Origin of the sequence: Bacillus weihaiensis (assembly GCF_001889165.1) — a bacterium.
Classification (GTDB): Bacteria; Bacillota; Bacilli; order Bacillales; family Bacillaceae; genus Metabacillus; species Metabacillus weihaiensis.
In genome coordinates, this window is record NZ_CP016020.1 from 262,315 (window position 1) to 286,611 (window position 24,297).

A 24,297-nucleotide genomic window follows, 5' to 3' on the forward strand; every position below is an offset into this window, starting at 1 on the left:
AATGTATGGTAGTAAATGACGGATGAGATTCAATAGAAATCTTTAATAGCAGGTGGTTAAGGGATAATGAAGTTAGCGGAATTAGATCAATTATATAGAAATCTTTTTAAAGATTATTTAGAAAATCAAGAAGGTATAAATTGGGATAGTTATATCAAACAAGAAAAGAAAATAGTGGAAAGTTATTTGATAGATTTACTCAATAAAGGGGATAATTTGAAATCTAGGCAAACGGATACTCCTATAATTGAGACCCACCGAGAATTAGTTAATGAAATTTGGGACTGGGAAAGTAACAGTCAATTAGAGATATTTCCTGATAGATATAGTAGTGGATCCCAGCAGTCTGCAATCTTCATTTGTCCAAACAACAATACACACCCTCCTTATATAAAGAAAATTTATCAGCTATTTAATGAAACACAAGGCTGCCCATATTGTGCTGGTAATTATAAAAGATGTATTACTAACTCTTTTGGTTATCTAAAAAAAGATTTTACACAGTACTGGGATATCAAACAAAATGGTCAACTTACCCCTTTTCATGTCGGGATTGGGGCAGAAGAAGAGGTTTCTTTTATTTGTGCAGGGTGTAAAAAAGAAAGCAAAATATGTAAAGTTCAAAATTATAAAGTGCTTCGTTACTGTGACTCATGTAAATCTCACTTTAAAACAAAGAGGAAAAAAAGGAATCCCATTTTAAATGATGAAATGGAAAGTTTTTATAATAGCGTGTGGGATGAATTTTCTTCAGATGTACCTCTTAATTGGGAAGAAATATTTGAGAAGGAAAAAGAAATAACAGAACGAGAATTTATGAAAAAGATAGAACTAAAGAAGCGAAATAACAAAAAAGTTGAACCTCTAGATTTAAATTCAGACTTGATTCAAAAAGAATGGAACATTGAATTAAATTTAAAGCTAGGCATTGAACCGGAAAAATTTTCAAAGGGTAGTAGCCAGATTGCCGTGTTTAATTGTATTGAAGAGGAGCTTCATCCTTCTTATGATACAAAAATTTCTAATAAAACTTTAAATGAAAATAAATGTCCATATTGTAATCTTCAAAGAATTTGTATACACAATTCATTTGGGTACCGCTATCCTGAGGTGGCTATTTCTTGGAGTGACGAAAAAAATGGGGAAGTAAATCCTTTTAAGATTTCACACGGGGTTAATAAAAAGTATTTTTTTACTTGCCCTGTTTGCGAGAATGAGGAATGGTACACAACACCAATAAATCGAGTTAAACGATATGCTTGCCCGACATGTATGAAAGGCAAAAATGTTTCTTTTCCTCAGCATGCAATTTACTACTATTTTAAAAAGTTGGTTTCAAAAAAAACGGAGCTTTGTTTTGATTTAAATCGTGATATTCCTAAAGCGCATGTATTAGAAATAGATGTTTTTTTACCATATTTTAAATTTGGTATTGAGTATCACGGTGAATATTATCACAAGGATAAAGAAGAGTCGGATCTCGAAAAGAAACATAAAATTACTAAGAGAGGGATCGATCTGATTATTATTCGGGAGTCAGATAGATTAGAATTCAAGGAAACAGAAACTCAGTATATTCACTATACAAAAAGTGGGTTTGGAACAATAGAATATTTTAATTCTTTAAAGGAATGTATCTTAAAAAGTTTTGATTATTTGTGTAGTAATTTTCCTGAATTATCAAGTGTGAAAAACCGATTTGATGAAATTGATATTGAGAAAGATGCCTTTGAAATTCAAAAACATCTTTTTTATCCAAAGGAAAATCATTTTTTTGTAACACATCCATACTTAAAAGAACATTGGGACGACGAAAAGAATAAGAAAGAAGGGTTTAGGCCAGAATTTTTTACAGCAGGGTCTAACACCAAGGTCTTTTGGAAGTGTTTAACGTGTAATAAGGAGAGTTATGAACGTCCTATTAAAACGATGTGTAATTCTCAACAGATTATTGGCTGTAAATCATGTATGTCTTCGTATATGTCAAAGGTAAAAACTGATTATTTTAAAAATAAACCTAAATATGAAGTAGTATCAGATAGCATAGCTGAAACTCACCCTGACATTTTGCATATATGGATGTACGATAAAAATGGAGAAATGAGGCCAGAATATTTAAAGGCAAACTCCAGTGAGGAAATTATTGTAATGTGGAATGGGGAAGAAAGAACGTCAACTGTTCGTAACATTATAGATAGCCTGGAGAGAAAAGAAAAAAGAGACAAAGAAACTAAGAAAAAAGAGAAAGAAATAATAGATGGTTTTTTAAAAGGACATACTAAGCAGAAAATTAAAGACGATTGTAAAGTGTCGGATAAGAGAATTAATAATGTTTATGAAAAATATATTGAGAGCGGAATATACCAAATTCAAGATCAACCATTTGACTTTGATAGTGAAATGGAATTACAGTTTAAAAAGCTTAGGGATTACGGCCAGAGCTTTTTGGAAATAAAGCAGGAGATGGGCTTTTCGCATAGTGAGCTTCAGCAATATAAGGAGAAGCTTCTTAAAGAGAACAGAATTTCAAAGGTTCAAAAAATTTCCCCAGAAGTGATTCAAAATCTACTAAATAAAGATTATAGTATTGAGGAGATCTCTGAAATATTAAACAGATCAATAAAGACGATTTATCATTATATATATCTGCATAAGCTATCGCTACCTGAAAAACCGATAGAACATATCTTTATGACACATCATAATTTATCGGAAATTTATGATTATGAAAAGAATGCTGAAATGGGTATTGATTATAATAACCTTACGAAGTCTAGTGAGGAAAGTGTGTATTGGATCTGTAAAACACATGGCTCTTATAAACAACGAGTTGATACAAAGGCTCGGTCAGAACATTACTGGCTCTGTAGTGAGTGCAATCAGGAGCGGTTTGTTGATTATGTAAAACAAATGAGAGAAGAAGAAAAATACGAAGTTAAAGAGAACAGTTTATATGATATTAACCCGAAAGTATTAAATCAAATATGGATGAAAGACCGAAATGAACGGAGCCCTAAACAATACAGTGCAAACACTCCAAGGGAAACAGTTTGGGTCAAGATAGATGGAAAACCAAAAGAGATGAGAATTGATCATTTAAATACTTATTTAAATCAATATGATGAAAAATGTAAGAAAAATAAAAAGCTAGAAAATGAGGAAAAGGAACTTAAAAAGAAAATCAGTAAATTACTCTCAGGAAACACACCGTATAAAAAAATAATGAAAGAATTGAAAATTGGTCAAAAAAGATTTTATAGATTAAAGGATGAGCTAGAATAATCTTTATTTTGAGTCCAGCCTTGTGAATAACCTATTCTAGAGGATAAGACTTAAAGTGAAATTTAAAAATACGAAATCAGAGTAATCCACTTAATAGGTAGACAAAGTATCTATGGGTGGATTATTTTTTTATTTAAGAAGGACAATCAACTTAGTAATGTTAAATAATGATAGGTTCTGCATAATAAAGTTAATCAATCCGCATATTTATTTTTTTATCCATACGTCCTCACGGCGATGCTACCACAACCCTTAGAAAACAAAACAGTAACCATTAGTCGTGTCCATTCAACAGTAACCTATCCGACAAACTTCATTTTCATCGCCGCCATGAACCCTTGTCCATGTGGTTACTTTGGCACTAGCGGTCACTATTGCACTTGTACATATAAGCAGATAAAACCGTACAAAAATCGTGTGTCTGTGCCTATCTTAGATCGGTTCAATATACTCTTCACCTTACAAGCAGTAAAACTAATAGAACACCATTTTAAAGATAGTGAGTCTCCCAATGACATAAAGAAACGCGTCATCTCAGCAAGGAAAATCTAGTACAACAGGTATGGTAAGGAAATTTGTAACGGTTCGGTTCCTTTTTAATAATTCAAATTGACCCTTGCACTCCCTCACCCTCTAGTCTTATAAGCCCTCCCATACAACTCCTTAAGCGCCAGCCTCATCGCTTCTCTCTCATTATGATCTTTACCTTTACCCATGCAATCAAGATAGGGAGGCTTATCTTGACAAATGGTTGCGATCACATAGAATTGATTGGAGTATCGGATGGTTTCGAGTTCAATTTCGTGCTGATGCTCGTTTATTATATGAGATACTTTCCGTGTATAATATAGTTGATTCCTATTGTTTTTTCTTCGTTTCATCTAAGATCGATCCTCTCTTGGAATTTACGTAATGCTCACTTCATTAACAAGCTAAAATTAGTTAGATTTTGACTAACAGTTACTAGAGGTAACACCGGGTATAGGCATTAGATAAATCTACATTGATCTATTCATAGTTTTCTAGAAAGCTAGGTCTATTAGCATGATGTAAGATTGCAAAAGAGGTAGATATCGAATAGTATTATATGTACGTATATGTAAATTCTACCATTATATATAGTGAGGTAGAAGATAAATTTTTCTATACTTAGATAAAAATTCCAAAAAAGGTTAAGGAGTCCTTTCATGATATGACCAAGGGAGAAACTTATCATAGAGTTTTCCGCTTGTGCTAGATTCACGTATTCTAAGTGAACAAGAGGACAATGTTTATAACGGAATCCGCAATAAAGAGATTTTTAAAAAAGAGACAAATAAAAGTTGGAGAGATTAGACGATGTTTAAAAAGAAGAAAGTATATCTAATTAGTGTTTTCGTTTTGATTTTGTTAACAGTTGGTACTCTAGTTATGGTTATTTCACAAGATCAAAAGGTAACTGTTAACGATTTATCGAATGAGACGGCCGTTCAAACTTCAAGTGAGAAAATACCAAGTAAACAGGCAACACAGAAGGAATTACCAGTAGAAGAAACAGCTATAGAAACAGCTCCTGAAGTTATTGAAGATCAGAAAGAAGATCAAACCGAGCTTGTTAAAGAAGAGAATGCTAAAGGGGAAGAAAAGGAGCCAATAAAACAAGAGAAAGTGGCTACTCCTGTTACGAAATATGTTGCCGTTTCCTCACTAAATGTCAGGTCGGGTCCTAGTCTAGAAAACAAAGTAGTAGGGACTGTTGCATTGAATCAGGCTGTACAAGCAGTCATTGAAAATGATAAGGAGGCTTGGTTAAAGATTACAACTGACAAAATTTCGGGTTACGTGAATGGGAAATATCTCTCTGAAAAGAAACTGCCTGAAACAGAACAAGTTGAATCAGCACCTTCAAAACAAACAGCAGAGCAAAATACAATCAAGAAAGCAAGTAGTGAATCTTCTGCTAAAAAAGAGCAACCAAAGGAGGTAACGCTCCCTGAAAAGCAAGAAAATACAGCACCTAAAAATGATGCTGAAAAACTTACTAGTATCGATTCTAATCATCAGCTTATTTTAGTTACGACCAACGGTTACGGGACAAGCTCGGCAAAAATTCAAACATTTGAACGGAATACCGAAGGACATTGGAAGCAGGTTCTATCTCTATCTGGATACATTGGTAAAAATGGATTTGCTAGTAAGAAGGTAGAAGGTGATGGGAAAAGTCCTCGAGGAAAATTTTCCATAGGGACATCTTTTGGCCGTAGTGGAAATCCTGGGACAAAGCTTCCGTTTAGAAGTATTACGAGTGATGATGTTTGGGTAGATGATTCAACTTCTTCTCTCTACAATACATGGCAGTCACGAAAGAAAACAGAAGGTCAATGGAAGAGTGCAGAAAACATGGATATTCCTCAATATAACTATGGATTTGTTATTAATTACAATACGTCCAGAGTTCCTGGCGCAGGAAGTGCAATTTTCTTCCACGTCTCAAGCGGACACACTCTTGGATGTACGGGAGTATCACAAGCCAATATGGTTTCCATCCTGAAATGGCTTGACCCTGGCAAGAATCCAACGATTATCCAAGCACCCTCTGCAGAATTGGTGAATTATTAATCGGGAGCTTATGAATAATGATCGAAAAAGGTGCTGTCACCAGCCGACATTTCTTGTTTCAACGAATGAGGATTAATATAAACAAACAAGGGCTGACATCTATTATCGTCAGCCCTTTCTATATCGGCAATGTTACGCCAGGTAACTTTGAAGCTCTTTGTAAAAAACGCTCTTCATCACCCATGATAACTAAAGCTTAGTATGCAGCTACCATTTCGCGATAATGAAATACTCCCATACTAAGCTTACAATGCTTACTTAGTAATCAGCTTTTATTAAGCGATCAGTTAATTTTTAGCACTACCTTTTATAATCGCTAGTATCTCCTGACCAAATTCCTCCGCCTTTTTTGGTCCAATACCTTCTATTGCTAGTAGCTCATTGAGAGTACTAGGTTTCCTATCAAGAATCGATTCTAATGTGTTATTTGTGAAGACATAGTATGGCTTTACACTTAACTCTTTCGATCGTCTAGTTCTAAATGCAGTTAATGCTACTTTTATTTCTTCTCTGCTTAGATTTTCAGTCTGAATGGTTGTTTTATGATTAGTTAGTGGCTTTTTGGCGCTGGGATCTTCATGATAGGTCCCTTTTATAATAGATATTATATCCTCTCCGAACTCCTCTGCTTTTTTACCACCAATCCCTTCAATCTCCAAAAGTTGGTCTATTGTGAGAGGCTTTTTTTCTAAGAGGCTCTCTACCATTTTATTAGTAAAGATATAGTAAGGCTTTACCTTGAGTTCTTTTGAGCGTCTTAAACGATATGCTGATAGGGCTGATTTTATATCACTTTCTTTACGACTACTACTACTTGAAGTAGGTTTAACTTTAGGTGAATGTTTCAGTTGAGACGTGACTCCCGAAGCTAGCTTGTAATCCTCGATGCTAAATGGTTTTTCTTTACTAGATTCAAGGATTGTATCGGCTATTTGGTAGAGTTGCTGATCTTTCAAGAATACAGGCGACTTTTTCGCTAATTCATTTTTGATGAACGTCTTAATTTGATCATGTCGAATGACGCTAGATTGAATATTTGCTGGAGCATGCTTTGAAATGTCTAAAATGGTTTTAGGATTTGCAAAAGTAACAGCATATTTGACTGGGCAACTTTCGATTATACCTTTATCTTTAAGCAATTTTTCGAGAATGACTACATGTCTTTCTACCTGGTTGATCGGGCTATACATGCCCTCTTTGTTAATAATTTTTTCATTCTTAGTAATAACTCGTTGAAACTCACCCTTATCAGTAACATGTATATTACCAAACAATTTCTTAACTTCTAGAACCATAATGAATTTATGAGTAAGAATGACAAAATCTAGTTGAGCAGAGTAATGCTCATACTCTAGATAAACATCATGAAGCACAACCATGGGAAGCATTGAGTGTTGAAGTTCAAATAGAACGTTTTTTTCACCGGTTTGCCCTATGGAAAACAACTTTAAATGGCTTTCTACCTTTTTACAATCAATTGTTGCGTCTTTCTTTTCTAGTAAACTAGTTAGATGTGTCATCAAAGGTGATTCTTCAGTAAAGCCTTTATAGATTTCAGGCTCTTTTATTTCTCTTTTATCTGTTAAGGCACTAAAAACATTTTTAAGAAAAGACATTTCATATCCCACTTTCGAGTATGTATATTCCATAAAAAATATGTAACTTTTTGTAAGTAATAGTTTAATTATAGCAAAAAATAGGACCAGATGGGCGTGCGATACGTATATTGATTGAAATTGTTAGGAAAAAAATAATAGAGATCACTTTAATAGTAGGATGAGGTAGAATGTAAGGAATTGTAAAAGAGTGACGAAGTCAAAAAATAGAAAAAGGGAAGGGCGTATTCTGTCCTTCCCAGCCAGAGTTTTATTATAGTGAGGCAACTTCCTTCGTCTTAATCACAAAACGGACCCATACAAACGACGAATTTCCCCATTCCTAATAGATTTCGAAACAAAAGAAATGAGCGACGGATCCTCCACCTTTGTTAATTCAAAAATCATCCTCTGTTTATGACCGCGGAGTTTGATATAATTCGCCCAGTTCTTAATAGCCAGTTCCATAAATGTTTAGGCATGATTATCTCTATTGATTTTAAACGAGATATCCTTTTAAATGATCAAACGAAAAAAAAAGAAGCAAGAGGTGCGTCCCCTTGCTTCCCCGTGAGAAATTACCCTATGTTCCAATTTTAATTTACGGCCTAGGAATCCCTGCTATGTCGCATAAACCTAATGATTACGTAGTCATTCCTATATTTCTAGATTCAATTACATTCTTTAGATTAGCGGTAGAATATGTAAAACAGTTGCCAGGCACCCCATCACTTCTATTGATTTTAAACTAGTTATCCTTTTAAATGATCAAACGCAAAAAAAGAAGCAAGAGGTGCGTCCCCTTGCTTCAAAAATGGATTCTAATTAGAATTACTACTAAATTTAAATGTTTTTGATAAATAATAGTTATCTTTAGACAATAAACTATAGGGTTGTGATTTAAGAGAAATAGAAAATCCCTCAGCTTTTAAATCTTGTTCCCTTTCTAATGCTTTAAAATTCAGTTCATAATTCTCCTTGTTAGAATCTTTTATTTTAAATATATATAGATCTTGGTCTTTATTAATAAAAGTAATTTCTTCATTTAATTTTTTAAAATGAGAATTATCTATTTTATCAAACTCTGAAGTTAAAATAATAAAATAATTATCAGCAAACTTAGGAAAAGAAGAACTGGACCGAATAGATAAAATTAATTCATTATTATTTTCTTGCTGTACTTTAGTGTGAAATTCTATAGTATCCACATGTTCACTTACTGACCTAGTGATATAAGTATCCCCTATTAATATAAAAACTAAAATCATTAAAAAAGTGATTAATATATTTTTAATGCTTTTAGCTTTTTTCGTAAAAATATTCATTTTTAGATCACTTCAATCCCATATGTAAAATTAGAGGTTGCTCTCTTTGTAATAGAAAAATCCACCGCTTGTCAAAGTGAGAACTTTTGATCTGTAAAGATAACTTGATTTTATACCGTTGTATTTCCATCCCTTACTAATATTATATGAAGTATCCCAAAATGCTCTTACAACATGAGCCTTATCTGAAGGTCTTGAACCAATTCCAGAATCATCTACATATCCTCCAATTCCCGAATAACCCCAGCTAAAATCATAAGCTAAATTTTTAGTTCAATTGTTTTCTTTATCACCTTTTTAGAGTGATTATTAAAAGAAAAAGTAATAATATCTTTAGGATCTTTATGTATTTCTGAATCAAATTTCAATATATTCACAATAGCTTTATGTTTATTATTACCATCTTTAATAACTAAAGCTTCAAATTTAACATTTTTTTCTTTATCTACAGAACCTTTATAAAGAAGCATCTCTTCATCTTCTAAACGAAAACCTTCCAATTCAAACGTATCATTATCAGTTGTAATAGTAACAGTAAATATATTTTCATTAACATTAAACTTACCTTTTATATCTTCTCCATCTGTTTCAATTACTTCCGCTATTTCATTCGTACTTGTCTCAGAAATAGTATTAAATGTTGTATTTGCTACTTCCATTATACCTTTTGAATATATTTCAATATTAGAAATTTTATTCTCAGCTCCTACATAAGCTGAAAACATTGACATCACTAAACAAATTACTATAAATGACTATAATAATTTTTTCATTATATCCTCCAATTATGAATATATTTAAAAACCTTAAAATACTTGTTTCATGTTGTTATAAAAAATCTAGGGGTCATACCAATGAAAAACTCAAAACATACGCTACGAAATTTGTTGAAAATCCAACAAAATATTCTCTTCCATTTTTATTTAATCACTTTTAAAATTTTGACAAATAACAAGAAAGTCCTTCTTTCCTTGTAATTAATACCAAAAAAATCTTTACCACCGTTTCCATTTTCATTTTCTGTTCGTTCTAATACGGGTCCTACCAACGAAAAGCCCAAAACATACGATAAAGAATTTGTTCAGAAAATTAGGAGTTGATGAACACTTTATGGTTAAAGGATTTCATTGTGGTTTCATTTTGTTGGAAAGATGAGACGATTCGAGGAGCTTGAGAGGCTGGGACATAAGTGTTTCAGTAAATGAGAAACCCGAACGATCAGGTGATTTTTCAATTAAAATCTCCCATATCGTTTGGGTTTTCTTTTTTACTACATTTATTGTTTATGAATACGATTGTTAATCGCTAGTGTAATGGAGCGAAAAGACACTTGACTCCGGCGGGAGGTCGAGGAAAGTATGAGATCCCACAGGCGTAGCCGAGGATGCTCATCTTCCTCCCTAGGAAAAAGCAGTTCATTTTTCCCCGCGGAAAGCAAGTGTATGCAGCGGAATGGAACGTACTGATTCTTCCACCACAACATATTCATAAGGAACAACGTGTCAATCGATAATCGTTCGTCTCTTAAAAAAATAGTGAATTTTGACCCAACCTCTCGATATTCTTATTTTTACTTCCTCTTAATGACAAAACGACCCATACAAACGACGAATTTCCCCATTCCTAATCGATTCCGAAACAAAAGAAATGAGCGACGGATCCTCCACCTTTGTTAATTCAGAAATCATCCTCTGTTTCCCACCGCGGAGTTTGATGTGTTTCGCCCAGTTCTTAATAGCCAGTTCGTATGTTTCTACATTATAGCGAATGAGCTTATGATGATTCATCAATCGCTCCATCAATAAGGTAATATGTTCAACGGAATAGCCTGTCTCACATTCTATCATTTTCTTCGATAGTGGATAAATCCCGATACTATTCACTTGATCATTTGTAAGAAGATACAGGTAAAGATACTTCTCCTCTGCTGTCATATCGTGTAAAGTAGCGAAATCTCTCCATACATTAACATGAACCATATGATTTTCTATCATCTACCATCACTGCCCTTTCTCTACATCATGTCCTTCGTAGACTATATACGTAGATGTGGAGGAATAGTAGCGTAGGTGCCTGTCACTACCGGGAATTTTTTGTTACAGAAAATGTTCCATAAATGTATAGAGTGAATTTTTAACTAGTTGAATGAATATCATAAAATGAATCCTTAGAGCCTTAAGGCTTTCAAGACGCAAAAAGGGAAGCAAGAGATGCGTCCCCTTGCTTCCTTCTAATGCCCCAGATCATCACCTAAGCTGGAATCCTTCTTCGCGATTTTTAAATAAACCATATAGGCTAAGCCAATCGCCATCCAGATGAATCCGAGCTGCTTCGATGTTGGATCTAGACTGAACCATACGTACCCAATGATGACAAATCCGATGATTGGCATCAGGAGGTGGTTGAAGAAATCTTTACTTTTTTGCTTTCGAATAAAATAATTGATGACAGATAGGTGCAAGAATAAGAACGCAGTTAAGGCACCAAAGTTAACTAAAGAGGCAAGACTATTAATTGTTGATGCGAAAATAGTTGTAACGATTAATGAAATAATAGCAACTAATATTGTACTTGCGTATGGTGTTTTAAATTTGGGATGGACTTTAGATAAAATGCCAGGAAGCTTTTTATCGCGAGCCATACTATAAAGAATCCGAGATATCGCGGCTTGGGCAACGAGTGCATCTGCTATTCCCCATGCTAATGCCGTTGCAAGAATTGTCATCCATTTTAACCAAGGTCCACCAGCCATTTCTGCAATTTGATAGAAGGCTACATCGGCATTTTCAAATGTTGTGTAATCTGGCCAAATAAGAGCGGCGACCCACGTTTGAATGATAAATAATAAACCTACTACTAATAAGGAGAAAATAACGGCGCGACCGACAACCTTTTTTCCACCCTTTGTTTCTTCTGCTAAAGTGGAGATGGCGTCAAAGCCAAGGAAGCTTAACACAGCAATCGATACAGCACCCATTACAACATTTAAGTCGAAGGCATCGCGATCATACAACGGTTTGAATGTGAATTCTGCACCATTTACACCTTGAACAACAGCGATTGTTGCGGCTGTGATGAAGATCGCTAAAACGATGAGCTCGAGTACAACGATAATTTTATTCGCTTTCGCAGTAAATTCAATTCCTCTTACATTAATAACCGTATTAATTCCAATAAATAGCAAAAGCCAAACGAAGATGGGAACTTCGGGAACAATGTTTGCTAGCGCGGCTGCACTGACTAAATAAAGAAGAGAAGGAATTAAAATATAATCTAATAAAATAACCCAGCCTGCAAAAAAGCCAACATGTTCGTTGATTCCTCTTTGAGCATAAGAGTAAACCGAACCAGCGATTGGAAATGCCTCTGACATTCGCGCATAGCTTAATGCGGTAAAAATCATTCCGACCATCCCAATTAAATAAGCTAAAGCAACCATTCCATTTGAGCCAGCGGCAACATGGCCATATATACCAAATGGAGCGATCGGGACCATAAAGACAAGTCCATAAATTAATAAATCCCAAAATGTAAGGGAACGTTTTAGTTCTTGCTTATACCCAAAATTTTCAACTGTGGAGTTTGTTTTGTTATCTACTGAAGGCTCCATCCTATCATCCTTTCTATAAAAGGAAGTAAGGGCTTTAGACAAAGTTTCTTACTTCCTGCTTTTATTTAATTGTTAGAAGTGGCTGTTGATATCCGTTACAGGCATACCTTTCCGCGGATGAGTTCGTCGGGAGCCTCCTAGTCTAGGCTCCACTTGGGCTCACTTTGATTTCGCTTCTCCCACAGGAGGCTTATGTTACACTTCAATCAACAATCATTTCTATTTAAAAACGTCTATTTGATAGGCTTCTAAAATCCATTTAGGAACAAAGAATCTTGCTGTTAATAGCGGGTCCACTATTTGCGAGATTTGTGATTGCCCTACAGCACTCATCAGCATGGTAAAGTGACTTAATGAGAGATTTGTTTTGGGCTGTAAAAGGTCAATCATGATCTCGACAGATTTCTTTGCTGCTTCATCTAATGTTTCTGATGAGACAAGAGATGCAATTCCTTTATCATTTTCCACGAAAGGAAAGGGAATGGAATGACCTTTCACTACTTCAAGTGTGACGGTGACCTTTCCAGGAATTTCAACACCGGACACTCCAATCTCACCATCACCCATTGCAGCATGTAAATCTCCTAACCCAAATAATGCACCTTCTTGAAAGACGGGGAAATATAATGTGGCACCTGTTGTAATGAGTGTGGTATCCATATTTCCACCATGTGCCCCAGGAGTTCCGCAATTTACCGCTTCATGTTCAGGAGCAACTCCAATTACTCCAATCATCGGGTTTAAGGGAATCTGGACATGCTCATCAAAGATAGCTTTGTTATTTTCAATAGGTAAAATTTTAATATCAAAGCCTTCTAATCGATGACCCATCACACCGAGGTCTTTCCCAGTAGCCATTACCCCTTTATCGCCTAACTCGATGTTGTTAATCTTGACCTTTAACACATCACCAGGAAGTGCACCTTCAACATAGACCGGACCTGTGGCAGGATTGATTCGATCCCAATCAATGGATTGAAAAGAAGCGGACTCTGATTGAATTTGATCTTGAAAGCAATCGTACGTGTCAATAACGATTTGATCACCAGACGAGACGTGAATAGCTGGTTCATTCTGTTTATCAAACGCGTACATATAATGTTCTTTCTTTAGTGATAACAACCAAGACATGAAATAACCTCCCTTATTTTCTACTTGTACTTCATTATAAAGAAAGAAGGGAGGTTTGTTTTGTATTAATTTGTTGTGTTTTTATATTATTTTTACTTTTCAGAAAAATAAATCACAAATAGGATCTTATTGATTAAGAGACAAATCCAAGCAAAAATAAAACTCAGTAGGACACCTTGTATAAAAGAAGTATAGAGGCTAAACAACGTACCAAATATCCCTAGACTAACGAGGCAAATGGGTATAAACATACTGACCTCCATTTCTCGCTCTTTTTTTAAGAAATAATAAAAAATCGGCAAGCACGCAGCAAATAAATTTCCATAAAAGATAATGGCGAATTGTACTAGATCTTCAACATAAACGTGTAAAAGTAAAGGAAGAAATGATAATCCGCACAACCAAATATATAGCTTTTGGAAATTTGATTTATCCTTTACTAAAACCGTGAGACTGGCTACTGAAAAAAGGGAGCTAGCAGCTGACATGATAAACATACTTAAACTAGAGATGACAAATAGATACAATAAAATCGGTGATAATTGCTCAAATAAACTCGTATAAAAGGTAGAGATGTGTCCGCTTTGCCCAATAAAATAAATGTAAATCGCTGTAAAGGCAATGGAAACAGACATCCAACAAAATGCACTAATGGTCAAAGAGAGCTTTAACCTCTTTTCCTTAATCTTCATTAAAGAGGTATTGACTGAAATATTCGTTACTAAATAGCCACTCATGATAATAAAGACGAGAAGACTATAAAGGAAAAGCTGGTTATGATCTGTTTCTAAGAATATAGGAAAACGAGATGTTATCGCTTGAAAAGTGGGGTTGATTCCTTGGGTTAAATACAAGGAAATAGGGATGATTGTTATACCTAATAATAGACAAATCAGTAAAAATGACCCCACTTTCTGTAATCCTATCGATCCGCCCATCCCTGCAAAAATAAAACAGCTAAAGCATATGACGAGTAATGGTAAGCTTGTAGGCACATGTAAAACAGTGGTGAGAACCTCTTCAGCAAGAAGGGCTTGAACAAGAAATCCTTCAAAATTAATGAGCATTAACACATAGATCATCATTTTCTTTGTCATGGGCTTGATTTGGGAATGGTGAGATTGAAGATCAAGTAACCGCGCCTTTATCCTTGGGGCAAACAGGCTATACCCATATAAAGTAAATAACCCAACCATCGCTAAAACAAATCCTCCAAGATAGCCGATTTTCTGCAATAAGTATATTGGTAGCACCACCGTTGTACCAGAAAGTATCCCAAAGAGTATCCGAAAGGTTCCTTCACTCAATCCAAATTCCTGTTTATGAAATAGGTAGTCAGCCTTTGTTTTATGCTCTCCAAAATATTTCATATTAGAGATGAGTACAGTTAACCCGATAAATAACATAAGGTACCAATCAATCATCTAAGCGTCTCCTTATAATGAGAAGGAGTGATTTGCTCCATTTTTTTGAACGTATTACTGAAATGATGCTGACTATTAAATCCAGAGTGTTCGGCAATCATTGTCATACTCCAATCGGGATGCTTTTTTAACAGGCCTTTTGCTTTTTGAATTCGATAGAGGGTTAAATATTCTTGAAAGGTCTTACCGATTTCCTCTGAGAATTTCCTGCTCAAATAGGTAGGATTAACCGGAATTTCATTGGCAATCTCCGTTAAATTTAGCTTTTCCTGAAAGCTCGTCTCAATTTTACTTAACACGTGCTGAACGGCTTGAGACTTTGCCACAGCCTGCTGGTGTGTTGCGACATATTTCTTCATGACGTCAATCAGCTCTGTTTCAATGACAGGTTTCACTAAATAATCGAGGGCATGTAAGTGAAGGGCTTGTTTGACGTAATCAAAATCTTGATAAGCCGTCACAAAGATCAGCTCTGTTTCCATTTTTCGTTGCTTTAGTTTTTTGGCTAGCTCTAAACCAGATTCTCCAGGCATATGTATGTCTAAAAAAGCGAGATTAATTTGTTCTTTTTCAAGTATTTTCAATGCCATTGACGCATCCTCTGCATCGAATATCTCCCATAATGGAAAGTGTTTTGTAAGTAAAAAACGGATTTGTTCAATTTCTAAGTACTCATCATCTACAATAAGTAGTTTCATAGTCCTTCATCTCCAGGTATATACGGCCATTTAGCTTTAGCAACTGTGTAGCCTTCTGTATTTTTTGTTAGCGATAGCTCACTTCTTAAATCAAAGAGAAGCTGAAAACGACGATGTATATTATCTAAGCCTACCCCATTCTTGAGGTCGTGATCGTTTATAGTAGCAGGGCCGTTGTCCATCACACGAAGACACACCCAATTTCCTTCACGTGTAAAATGAATGTGTAACACTTTCTCACCTGACTTTTTATCCAGTCCATGCTTAAATGCATTTTCGACAAGTGTTTGAAGAGTATAGGGGGGGATCATGACAGAATCTAGCATCGGACTGATATCGTATGTGACGAGCAGTCGGTTACCAAATCGAAGCTGCTGAATACTCACATAATTCTCCGTATGCGTAAGCTCGGTGTGAAACGGAACGAGCACATCCTTTTCTTGGTATTTATAACGAAGAAAGAGCGAAAACCTCTCCATTCCTCTCACCATCTCTTCATATCGACCAATCCTTGTTAACGATAAAAAGGAATTTAACGCATTAAATAAGAAATGAGGCTGAATTCTCTGATTCAATTGATGATACTCACTCTCCTGAAGCTCCTTCTCCAGCTTCACCCGAGCATTCTCCAACTCCAAAAAATCCAACTCCTGATCAATCAACCTCAGCATCAACAACACCACCATACACACAATTGGACAAAGTACACCCAAAAAAATCAGAAACGAAAACATATCCCCACCACCTTTATTAGTGTTCATTTTAATAGAGATAGGTGGTGCCTGTCACTACCCGAAAAATCTTGTTTCTCGAATGGAGTGGTGAAAGGTGGTTTTTCTGGTGGTGTAAGAGAGCAAGTGAGAGGTCAGTCGACGTGCCTGTTACGCCTCGGAATTTCTTGTTTCATGAGAGGGCTTTTGTCCAATTACCTAGAGGAAGGGCTTATGAAATACTAGCAGGTATAGACCTTTTCAGTACGAAACATTAGTAGAAAATTGGTATAAGTGCAGCTTCACAAATGAGTAAAGAGACGTGCTTCAACACACCTCTTTACTCACGAGAGCAACAGATCCTTCCCTATGCTTCCATATAATGCTTTCTTACCTTCCCAAGCGCATCCCGACGCCAAGCCTTCACCGCAGCAACAGATACACCTTCATCATGAGCGATTTCACTTGGTGTTTTCCCTTCCAAGCAATACGCTTTTAGCCATTTAGATTGATTCATTGTTAGGATCGTGGATAAGTCTTGAATTTCATCATCTGATAGAAGAGCTGAAAAATCATCAGAGCTTGCTGCTTGATCCTTTACCTGATCATCAAACTCTGTTTCATGATCTTCCTTCTTTCTTTCCTGCGTAAGCGCCGTTTTCATTCGGCCTATAATGTAGGAATAAGCAAAGGATTTGAACTCTCCTTTTTCCTTTTGAAATCGTTGGGACGCCTCCCATAAGGCGATTAAACCGACTTGGTAAAATTCACTTTCATTCTTATAAATACTTAACCTCTTAATAACGGAAAAAATCATTGGTTCAAATTGTTGATGCAGCTTTTCAAATTGACCTTCTTGATACATGAGAAATCCTTACCAAGAATGCATTCTTTTTGTATTCCGCGGTACTTTGAGAATAGCAAGAGAAAAGGAGTGAGAACACTTGGCTAATGAAGGTTAATAATCCATTTTCAGCCTTGAAATCGACAATATTGCTTAGGGGAAATGAGCGAAATGGGGGATCAAATCCTAGTGAAAACGGTCTTTTTATCCTTTTTTATCAATTGGAGGAAAAGGGAGAATTGCTAACTGCTTAGAAGGAAGCTGAAGCATGTGTTATCAAGTGGATTTTTACTTTACAGGAGCTCTATAAGGTTCGGAAAAGATGCCAGAGGGAGAAGATGTCTTTACTTAATATTTACCTTAATTTAACAATATATAGGTAATAATTACCGGTATAATAATAGTGAATGGACTGGAAAGATCCTTTTAAGCCCAACACGAATCAGCCTCGAGGTATGCACAGAAGCAGTAGGAGAAATCCCTTCGGACAACCACCTAGAAATCACTCACGTTTCATGGAAAATCTATCAAATCGAAAGCATCCCAATCATCATGCAAATTTACTAAAATCTATGATTCAAACAAGGTTTATACGAAAAAAGGATAAGGAGGTGGTATTTATTTTGATTTGAAAAGGAAAAAAAAACCCCTAAGCACAGTACTTTAGCGTGCTTAAGGATTAGGCAGTTGGATGATGACCAACTATTGGTAGTATATCTAACCCCTATGAAAATATAAAGTTATTCGAGCTGTTAAAAGGAGGAAAACTGAATGAAAAAGGTTTATTCCATCACAGTTTGCACAGGAGGAATTATTACGGACTCAACAATGGGAATCTTCCCGCATTATACGAGTACGGGTCATATCCATTGCCAAATGCTCGACAAATATGGAGAGAAGCTAGTAGAAAAGGATACTCGTTTTGTCTTAAATACAAGCTGTATTTATTATGGTAGTGACTTTAACGGAAGACTTGAATCTGCTAGGCATATTTTGATAGGGAAGAAAAACCTTCCTATAATGGTGAGTTTATCATTAGGAATCTGTATGATTCCCCTCTCATCTCCAATGAAGAATGATACACCTTGGATTTCATTAAAGTATATTGAGGATATTCAACCAAATGGCGCTGGTAGCATCATTACCTTTCAAAATGATGTAAAAGTTGAGGTGAATATCACAAAGAATGTACTAGAGGATAGGAGAAACAAAGCATCACGGCTTTTTAGTACATATTATTATAGAAAAATGATGGGCAGGGGAGATATTGATAGTGGGTTTGGGGTAGCGGAGAAGCCGGGAGATTATTATTAGGCTGTTATTACATTTGATTAAGAGTTAGTTTCACTACTCATTTAAAGAAACACAGATCTACAGAATGTAGATATCTTTTAAATTTTGCGTGTTTTTGTAAACTTGTGGCTATTTATCAAGTATCCGGTCTGGTTGAATTCCGTTCCAGTTGCTCGCTTTTTTGCGGGGTGGGCTGTGAGCCTCCTCGGCGTAAACGCCTGTGGGGTCTCACCTGTCCCACTCCTCCCGCAGGAGTCTCGCACTTCCCCTCCATTCAACCTTACGTAGTTTTCGTTTAAAACCTTTTTATAAGGTAACAATCTCTTAGAAAAATGCTCGAATGTTAAATCTTAAGTAGCTTGTTGCTCATTTAACATGGCATTAATACGATCTACCAAAAACCCCAATCAAGACGGAATATGATATCGTTCTTTAATTGCTGTATTAGGTGTTTAATAAATAGATCCGTTCGTCATTCTAGTAGCGAAGGAGTAAATCAAAGTAGCATACTTTAGATCAACAGGCTTACTTTTCGTATAATCGTCATAGGAATCTCCCTCCAGTCTCATAAGTTTGTGTGGTGCTTACTTATTTCGACATTTCGGTAGGTACTCTTTTTTTCTATTCCAAAAAATATAAAAAGGTGAAACTAAAGGAAGCAGTATCACCTTCCAATGGGTCATTTGTGTTCATTGATAATCCTGCTGCCATTGCAAATCCTACTTTCAGCATTAAAAATAAAAAAATGTATATTGTCATGTTTTGGATTATTATTAAGGTTTTTGTAGGTTAAAGAACTGTTTTATAGTAACAGTTAATTAGGTAGATTTTACAAACTTGAAGTTAAAAGTAATATTTGAATTATAAATATACATTGTCTGGTAGTCCTTTGAAGTTATATAGAAATAATTCTATAAAATACAATTTAATATTTTTTCGATTTTAATATAAGTATTGTTTAACCATTAATAAAATAGAATTAAATTGCTCAAATGTAAGGGGAATTGAAAAAAACATGCTAGCCTTCTGTTCCATTGACAACCCATTTATAGCATGATTAAAATGAAAGTTAACGCAGTTAATAAATAGAGAGTAGAAGCTATTTTACCTATACAGCTAGTATGAGTGATAGCCTCTATACTATATAGAATACGGAGAAAAGAACACCATGTTATTTAATTCCTTTGAATTTGTTTTTGCATTTTTACCAATTGTGTTTATGATTTATTTTCTATTAACAAATAATAGACTTGTAGTTTTATCTAAAATCTGGCTAGTCGTAAGCTCGTTATTTTTTTATGCTTGGTGGAATGTAGCCTACTTACCTTTAATCCTCATTTCACTCTTGTTTAACTATCTAGTAGGTTCAATATTAGGTCAGAAACTGACAAAAATGATTAGGAAATTCACCCTAATTATAGGGATAGTAGTAAATGTGGCACTGCTTGCTTATTTTAAATATACGGACTTTTTTATTAATAATGTTAATGCATTGTTTTCTACCAATCTGCCACTTTTAAAGCTAGCGTTACCTCTTGCAATTAGTTTTTTTACATTTCAACAAATTGCTTATCTTGTTGATGCTTATAAAAAGGAAACCACGGACTATAATTTTTTGAATTATGCCCTTTTTGTTACCTTTTTTCCTCAGTTAATTGCTGGTCCAATTGTTCATCATAGGGTGGATTACATCTCTATCCTATACCTTCCAGTTATATTATGATTTTAGTGGTTATACGGATATGGCAATAGGGGCAGCATTAGTATTTAATATTGTCCTACCTATAAACTTTAACTCTCCTTATAAAGCTTTAGATATACAAGACTTCTGGAGAAGATGGCATATCACACTAAGTCGTTTCTTAACCCAATATATTTATATCCCTCTAGGTGGAAATAGAAGAGGGAAAGTGAGAACTTATTTGAATATTATGATTATCTTCTTAATAAGTGGTTTTTGGCATGGGGCAGGTTGGACGTTTATCTTTTGGGGATTTCTACATGGATTCGCAACTGTTCTAAATCGTTATTGGAAGTCCTTTAATTATAAGCTAAATAAGGTAGTGGCTTGGTTGATAACCTTTAACTTTGTAAATATTTCATGGGTGTTTTTTAGAGCTAATACGTGGGAGGAGGCACTAAATGTCTTAAAAGGGATGTTTGGTTTTAATGGAATTGCACTTCCAACGTTCTTAAAAGGTAAGTTCGAAGAAATAATTCTTTATGATGTAATGTTTATCGATTTTTTCGCAGGGTCTCATATAGATTTAATTTATTTATTACTATTCTTTCTAATTGTCTTATATTACACGTTTAAGACAAAAAATTCTTATGAATATATGACAAGTCTGGTGCCGAATAAAAGGTCTATGCTATTTGTCTCCATTATTTTTATATATTCGATCTTAAATTTTCATAAGATTAGTGAATTCTTGTATTTTAATTTTTAAAAGGAGCTTGGCATTTTGAATAAAAAATGGGTATGGTCTACATTCTTTTGTACGAGTTCAATTATTACCGCCATTATGATTTTTAATTACGTCATTGATCCATTTCAGTTTTATAAGATACATCAAAATAACAGCTTATATTGGTCAGAACAGAGGTGGCAATTAGCTGGGTTAGCTAAAAATCATCATTACGATACAATCGTTTTAGGTACTTCAATGACAGAAAATTTTATTCCAAGTGAAATAAATGATACATTTGCTCAATCTGAAACGATGAAATTATCTATATCAGGATCTACGAGTTATGAACAGAGAAAAATGGCCGAAGTTGCATTCCATCACAATAAGGTTGATAGAGTAATATGGGGAATTGACTTTACCTCTCTAAGCTATGATAAGGATTATGCAAAAGAACAATTTCCAACTTTTTTATATGATCAACACATATGGAATGACTACCAATATCTATTTAATTTAACAACAATAAAATATAGCCTGTATACCTTGCTATATAAAGAAGGAAAACCTAATTTGGCAACAACCTTTTCTACCCTTTCCAGGCTAGAAGACAAGCCTAAGCAAGACGGTCTTAATTTTTTATATTATTGGGGAGATCACTACACATATGGAGAAGAGATTGTATTGGAAGATTATCGAAATACTCTATGGAGTGATAAGGAAAAATATGATGAATTCATAGAGGACCTTTCATTTGAAAAGCTTAAAGAGAATATTGATCATAATATTATTCCTGTTATAAAAGAAAATCCTGATACTACTTTTTATCTATTTTATCCTCCATATTCTATTCTAATGAATAAACGCTTTTATGATATGGATCCAAGGATTATTGATAGTATAATAAAAAGTAGAGAATATATGTTTACTGAATTAATGAACGTTCCTCATGTTGAACTATATGATTATTCACATGTATCTGAAATTGTTTTGAATTTAGATCATTATAAAGACATCAGCCATTATTCACCTGAAATAAATCAGTTCATTCTCAGGACTTTAGGAACAAAAGAATATTTGGTAACAAAAGAAAATCTAGTCCAAAATTCAAGATCATTTAAGAAGCAAATACAAGATTTCACCCTGGAGAACCCTTAAGCTTGTATTTAAATAGCGAAGGAGGCTGTTATATCTTCTTTGCTATTTATGTTGCTCTTAATGAAATCTTTCATATTACATTACATGTATAAATTCGTGTTCAGATTAATTTTTCTACCTTTTTTTACTAATCTATTCCTTCAGATCAACTTCTTCTTATTTACTCAAATAAATTAATGCAATTGCTAGTCCTAATTCACCAAAGTAAAAAACCTTGTAAAAAAAACTTACACAATAATAGCCACATCACCCTGGAAGACTTTACACTTTTGCTAACAAGTTAATTACCTTAATGTCATGACAATAGGGCATTGTACGAACACACTAAAATATGGGCACATTTTGTTACATTCTATTACACACAGCTATGAACAAAAAAACCTAGTTAGAAACCATGACAAACGAATTCACATTCTTTCTTTAATGTCCTACAATCATAATTAGAAAAAACAGAAAAATCAATAATTTTAAATGTAAGGACATTATGACAATTGTTTGGTTTGTGATAACAAGCCTAAAACAAAGAGATGGGTGGCTAAAGAATGAAGGAAATTAAGGAAATGTTTGTAAGACAGGAGACGAAGCATGCAATTGAATTAGTGGATATTAAGAAACAGTTTTATGATCGGAAAAATGACAGTATGGTGGAGGTTATTAAGAATATTTCTCTCCAAATTCGAGATAAGGAGTTTATCAGTATAGTAGGTCCAAGTGGTTGTGGAAAGAGTACGATGTTTAACATTATTGCGGGGTTACTTGAGCCTTCAGGTGGGATGGTAAAGGTACATGGGCATAACATTGTAAGCTCGACTGGACATGTAGGGTATATGATGCAAAAAGATTTGTTATTTCCATGGAGAACGATTTTAGAGAATGTTGGACTTGGGCTAGAGATAAGAGGAATACCGAAAAAAGAACGAGATGAAATTGCAATGGACTATTTATCTAAGTATAACCTACAGGATTTTGCGCAAGCTTATCCAGCTACCCTTTCAGGTGGGATGAGACAAAGAGTGGCATTGATTCGAACACTTGCCTTCAATCCAGAAATCATTTTGTTAGACGAACCTTTTTCTGCGTTAGATTATCAAACCAGACTAGTACTAGAGGATGAGATCCTTCAAATTCTTCAGGATTTTGGGAAAACAGTTGTGTTGATTACACATGATATTGGCGAGGCAATCGCGATGTCTGATCGGATTGCGGTAATGTCTCAACGCCCAACATATGTAAAAAAAATCTGCGACGTTGGGCTTGCTAAGAAGCATGGATCTGTTATACAAGCTCGTAGTGACCAAAAGTATAATGAACTTTTTGATGAGATTTGGAATGAACTAGATATTCAAATGGGGAGGAGTTCGTAAATGAGTGCGACACATGTAGAGAGTCAAACGGTTGGAAAAGTGGCTGCAAGAAAAGAAAAGAAGAAAATAAATGCGGCAGTAACCCAAAATCTCTCAAGGGTTTTACTAGTAGCGTTAGGCTTGATAGCTTGGCAACTCGGTGTTCAGTTAGAGTGGATTAACCCATTTCTGATGGGCTCACCACTTGGGATATTAGAAGAATATACAAGACTGATACAAAGTGGGGAGCTATTTACAGATACATTTGCGACAGTTTTTGCAACAATCATAGGATTTATAATTGGAAGTTTGCTAGGGTCTGTTATTGGACTGTTACTTTGGTATTCCAAGTTTCTTGCTAGAGTCCTAGATCCTTTTGTTGTTGCGTTAAACGGACTTCCGAAGATAGCGTTAGCACCTATGATTATTATTTGGTTTGGTTCAGGAATGTTCTCTAAAATTGCGTTAGCGATCATTGCTACATTAATTGTAGCCCTTTTATCGGCTTATCAAGGGACACATCAAATCGATTCAAATCTAGTGAATTTAATGAGGTCATTAGGGTCGACTAAAAGCCAGATTTTCAGAAAGGTAGTCATACCTTCTACAATGCCTTGGATTATCTCTGCTTTTCGCTTAAATATTGGTTTTGCACTAGTTGCAGTAATTGGTGGAGAGTTTATTTCATCCGATAAGGGATTGGGTCGCATGATCTTTGTGGCTGGGAACCTATTTAATCTGAATATTGTATGGGTCGGTGTGATTACTTTAATGATTGTAGCTATTACATTATATTTTATCGTCTCCAAGCTAGAGCTACGCTTATTGCCATGGGATGATAAAAATAAAGCAAACGATTAAAAATTGAGGGGGAAATT

At 34.9% G+C, this 24,297-nt stretch carries 17 protein-coding genes and 1 pseudogene; 8 read left to right on the forward strand and 10 right to left on the reverse strand.

From position 1 onward, the window contains the following. The first annotated feature begins 66 nt into the window (after window positions 1-66). The 3 genes from A9C19_RS01225 to A9C19_RS01240 all read left to right on the forward strand — a co-directional run bounded on the left by A9C19_RS01225 (window position 67) and on the right by A9C19_RS01240 (window position 5,880). Window positions 67-3,282 carry a zinc-ribbon domain-containing protein gene (locus A9C19_RS01225; protein ID WP_072578267.1) on the forward strand — a complete coding sequence of 1,072 codons (3,216 nt, stop codon included), beginning with the start codon at window positions 67-69 and terminating at the stop codon, window positions 3,280-3,282. Window positions 3,283-3,519: 237 nt separating this feature from the next. Then, complete coding sequence (locus A9C19_RS01230) at window positions 3,520-3,834, forward strand: ATP-binding protein (RefSeq protein ID WP_072578268.1); 315 nt, start codon at window positions 3,520-3,522, stop codon at window positions 3,832-3,834. A 786-nt stretch (window positions 3,835-4,620) separates the two neighbouring features. Continuing rightward, window positions 4,621-5,880, forward strand: a complete 1,260-nt coding sequence (locus tag A9C19_RS01240) for an SH3 domain-containing protein (protein WP_072578270.1) — start codon at window positions 4,621-4,623, stop codon at window positions 5,878-5,880. A gap of 287 nt (window positions 5,881-6,167) precedes the next feature. Here A9C19_RS01240 and A9C19_RS01245 read toward each other — a convergent pair whose 3' ends face one another. The 10 genes from A9C19_RS01245 to A9C19_RS01295 all read right to left on the reverse strand — a co-directional run bounded on the left by A9C19_RS01245 (window position 6,168) and on the right by A9C19_RS01295 (window position 17,238). Beyond that, window positions 6,168-7,496 (reverse strand): HRDC domain-containing protein, encoded by a 1,329-nt coding sequence (locus tag A9C19_RS01245; protein ID WP_072578271.1) that lies wholly within the window; start codon window positions 7,494-7,496, stop codon window positions 6,168-6,170. An 800-nt stretch (window positions 7,497-8,296) separates the two neighbouring features. Next, on the reverse strand, window positions 8,297-8,800 hold the full coding sequence (locus A9C19_RS01250) for a hypothetical protein (RefSeq protein ID WP_072578272.1): 504 nt from the start codon (window positions 8,798-8,800) through the stop codon (window positions 8,297-8,299). Between the two features lie 260 nt (window positions 8,801-9,060). Next, a complete protein-coding gene (locus A9C19_RS01255) occupies window positions 9,061-9,525 on the reverse strand; it encodes a hypothetical protein (RefSeq protein WP_072578273.1) in 465 nt (154 codons plus the stop codon). Window positions 9,526-10,380: 855 nt separating this feature from the next. Continuing rightward, the gene (locus A9C19_RS01260; protein ID WP_072578274.1) at window positions 10,381-10,794 is read right to left on the reverse strand and encodes a hypothetical protein; all 414 of its coding nucleotides are present in this window, start codon (window positions 10,792-10,794) and stop codon (window positions 10,381-10,383) included. A 236-nt stretch (window positions 10,795-11,030) separates the two neighbouring features. Further along, a complete protein-coding gene (locus A9C19_RS01265; protein WP_072581689.1) occupies window positions 11,031-12,410 on the reverse strand; it encodes an APC family permease in 1,380 nt (459 codons plus the stop codon). A 219-nt stretch (window positions 12,411-12,629) separates the two neighbouring features. Further along, window positions 12,630-13,541: an acetamidase/formamidase family protein gene (locus A9C19_RS01270; RefSeq protein ID WP_072578275.1), complete on the reverse strand. Its 912-nt coding sequence runs from the start codon at window positions 13,539-13,541 to the stop codon at window positions 12,630-12,632. 92 nt (window positions 13,542-13,633) lie between these two features. Continuing rightward, window positions 13,634-14,965 (reverse strand): hypothetical protein, encoded by a 1,332-nt coding sequence (locus A9C19_RS01275; RefSeq protein ID WP_072578276.1) that lies wholly within the window; start codon window positions 14,963-14,965, stop codon window positions 13,634-13,636. After that, window positions 14,962-15,663, reverse strand: coding sequence for a response regulator transcription factor (locus A9C19_RS01280; RefSeq protein WP_072578277.1), 702 nt, complete (start codon window positions 15,661-15,663; stop codon window positions 14,962-14,964). Before A9C19_RS01280 ends, A9C19_RS01275 begins: the two co-directional genes overlap by 4 nt. Next, window positions 15,660-16,334, reverse strand: coding sequence for a sensor histidine kinase (locus A9C19_RS01285; RefSeq protein WP_233499223.1), 675 nt, complete (start codon window positions 16,332-16,334; stop codon window positions 15,660-15,662). The genes A9C19_RS01280 and A9C19_RS01285 overlap by 4 nt, the downstream gene beginning before the upstream one ends. Before the next feature lie 406 nt (window positions 16,335-16,740). Beyond that, window positions 16,741-17,238 carry a sigma-70 family RNA polymerase sigma factor gene (locus A9C19_RS01295; protein WP_072578280.1) on the reverse strand — a complete coding sequence of 166 codons (498 nt, stop codon included), beginning with the start codon at window positions 17,236-17,238 and terminating at the stop codon, window positions 16,741-16,743. 750 nt (window positions 17,239-17,988) lie between these two features. Between A9C19_RS01295 and A9C19_RS01300 the strand changes: the two genes are divergently transcribed. The 5 genes and pseudogenes from A9C19_RS01300 (at window position 17,989) to A9C19_RS01330 (ending at window position 24,280) form a co-directional block, all read left to right on the forward strand. Then, the gene (locus tag A9C19_RS01300; RefSeq protein ID WP_072578281.1) at window positions 17,989-18,531 is read left to right on the forward strand and encodes a competence protein ComK; all 543 of its coding nucleotides are present in this window, start codon (window positions 17,989-17,991) and stop codon (window positions 18,529-18,531) included. Window positions 18,532-19,678: 1,147 nt separating this feature from the next. Continuing rightward, window positions 19,679-20,960 (forward strand): annotated as a pseudogene (locus A9C19_RS01315) (MBOAT family O-acyltransferase). Window positions 20,961-20,975: 15 nt separating this feature from the next. Continuing rightward, window positions 20,976-22,076 (forward strand): hypothetical protein, encoded by a 1,101-nt coding sequence (locus tag A9C19_RS01320; protein ID WP_072578284.1) that lies wholly within the window; start codon window positions 20,976-20,978, stop codon window positions 22,074-22,076. A gap of 542 nt (window positions 22,077-22,618) precedes the next feature. Beyond that, window positions 22,619-23,440 (forward strand): ABC transporter ATP-binding protein, encoded by an 822-nt coding sequence (locus tag A9C19_RS01325; RefSeq protein WP_083584246.1) that lies wholly within the window; start codon window positions 22,619-22,621, stop codon window positions 23,438-23,440. Further along, window positions 23,441-24,280: an ABC transporter permease gene (locus tag A9C19_RS01330; protein ID WP_072578285.1), complete on the forward strand. Its 840-nt coding sequence runs from the start codon at window positions 23,441-23,443 to the stop codon at window positions 24,278-24,280. It abuts the gene before it with no gap. Window positions 24,281-24,297: the final 17 nt, after the last annotated feature.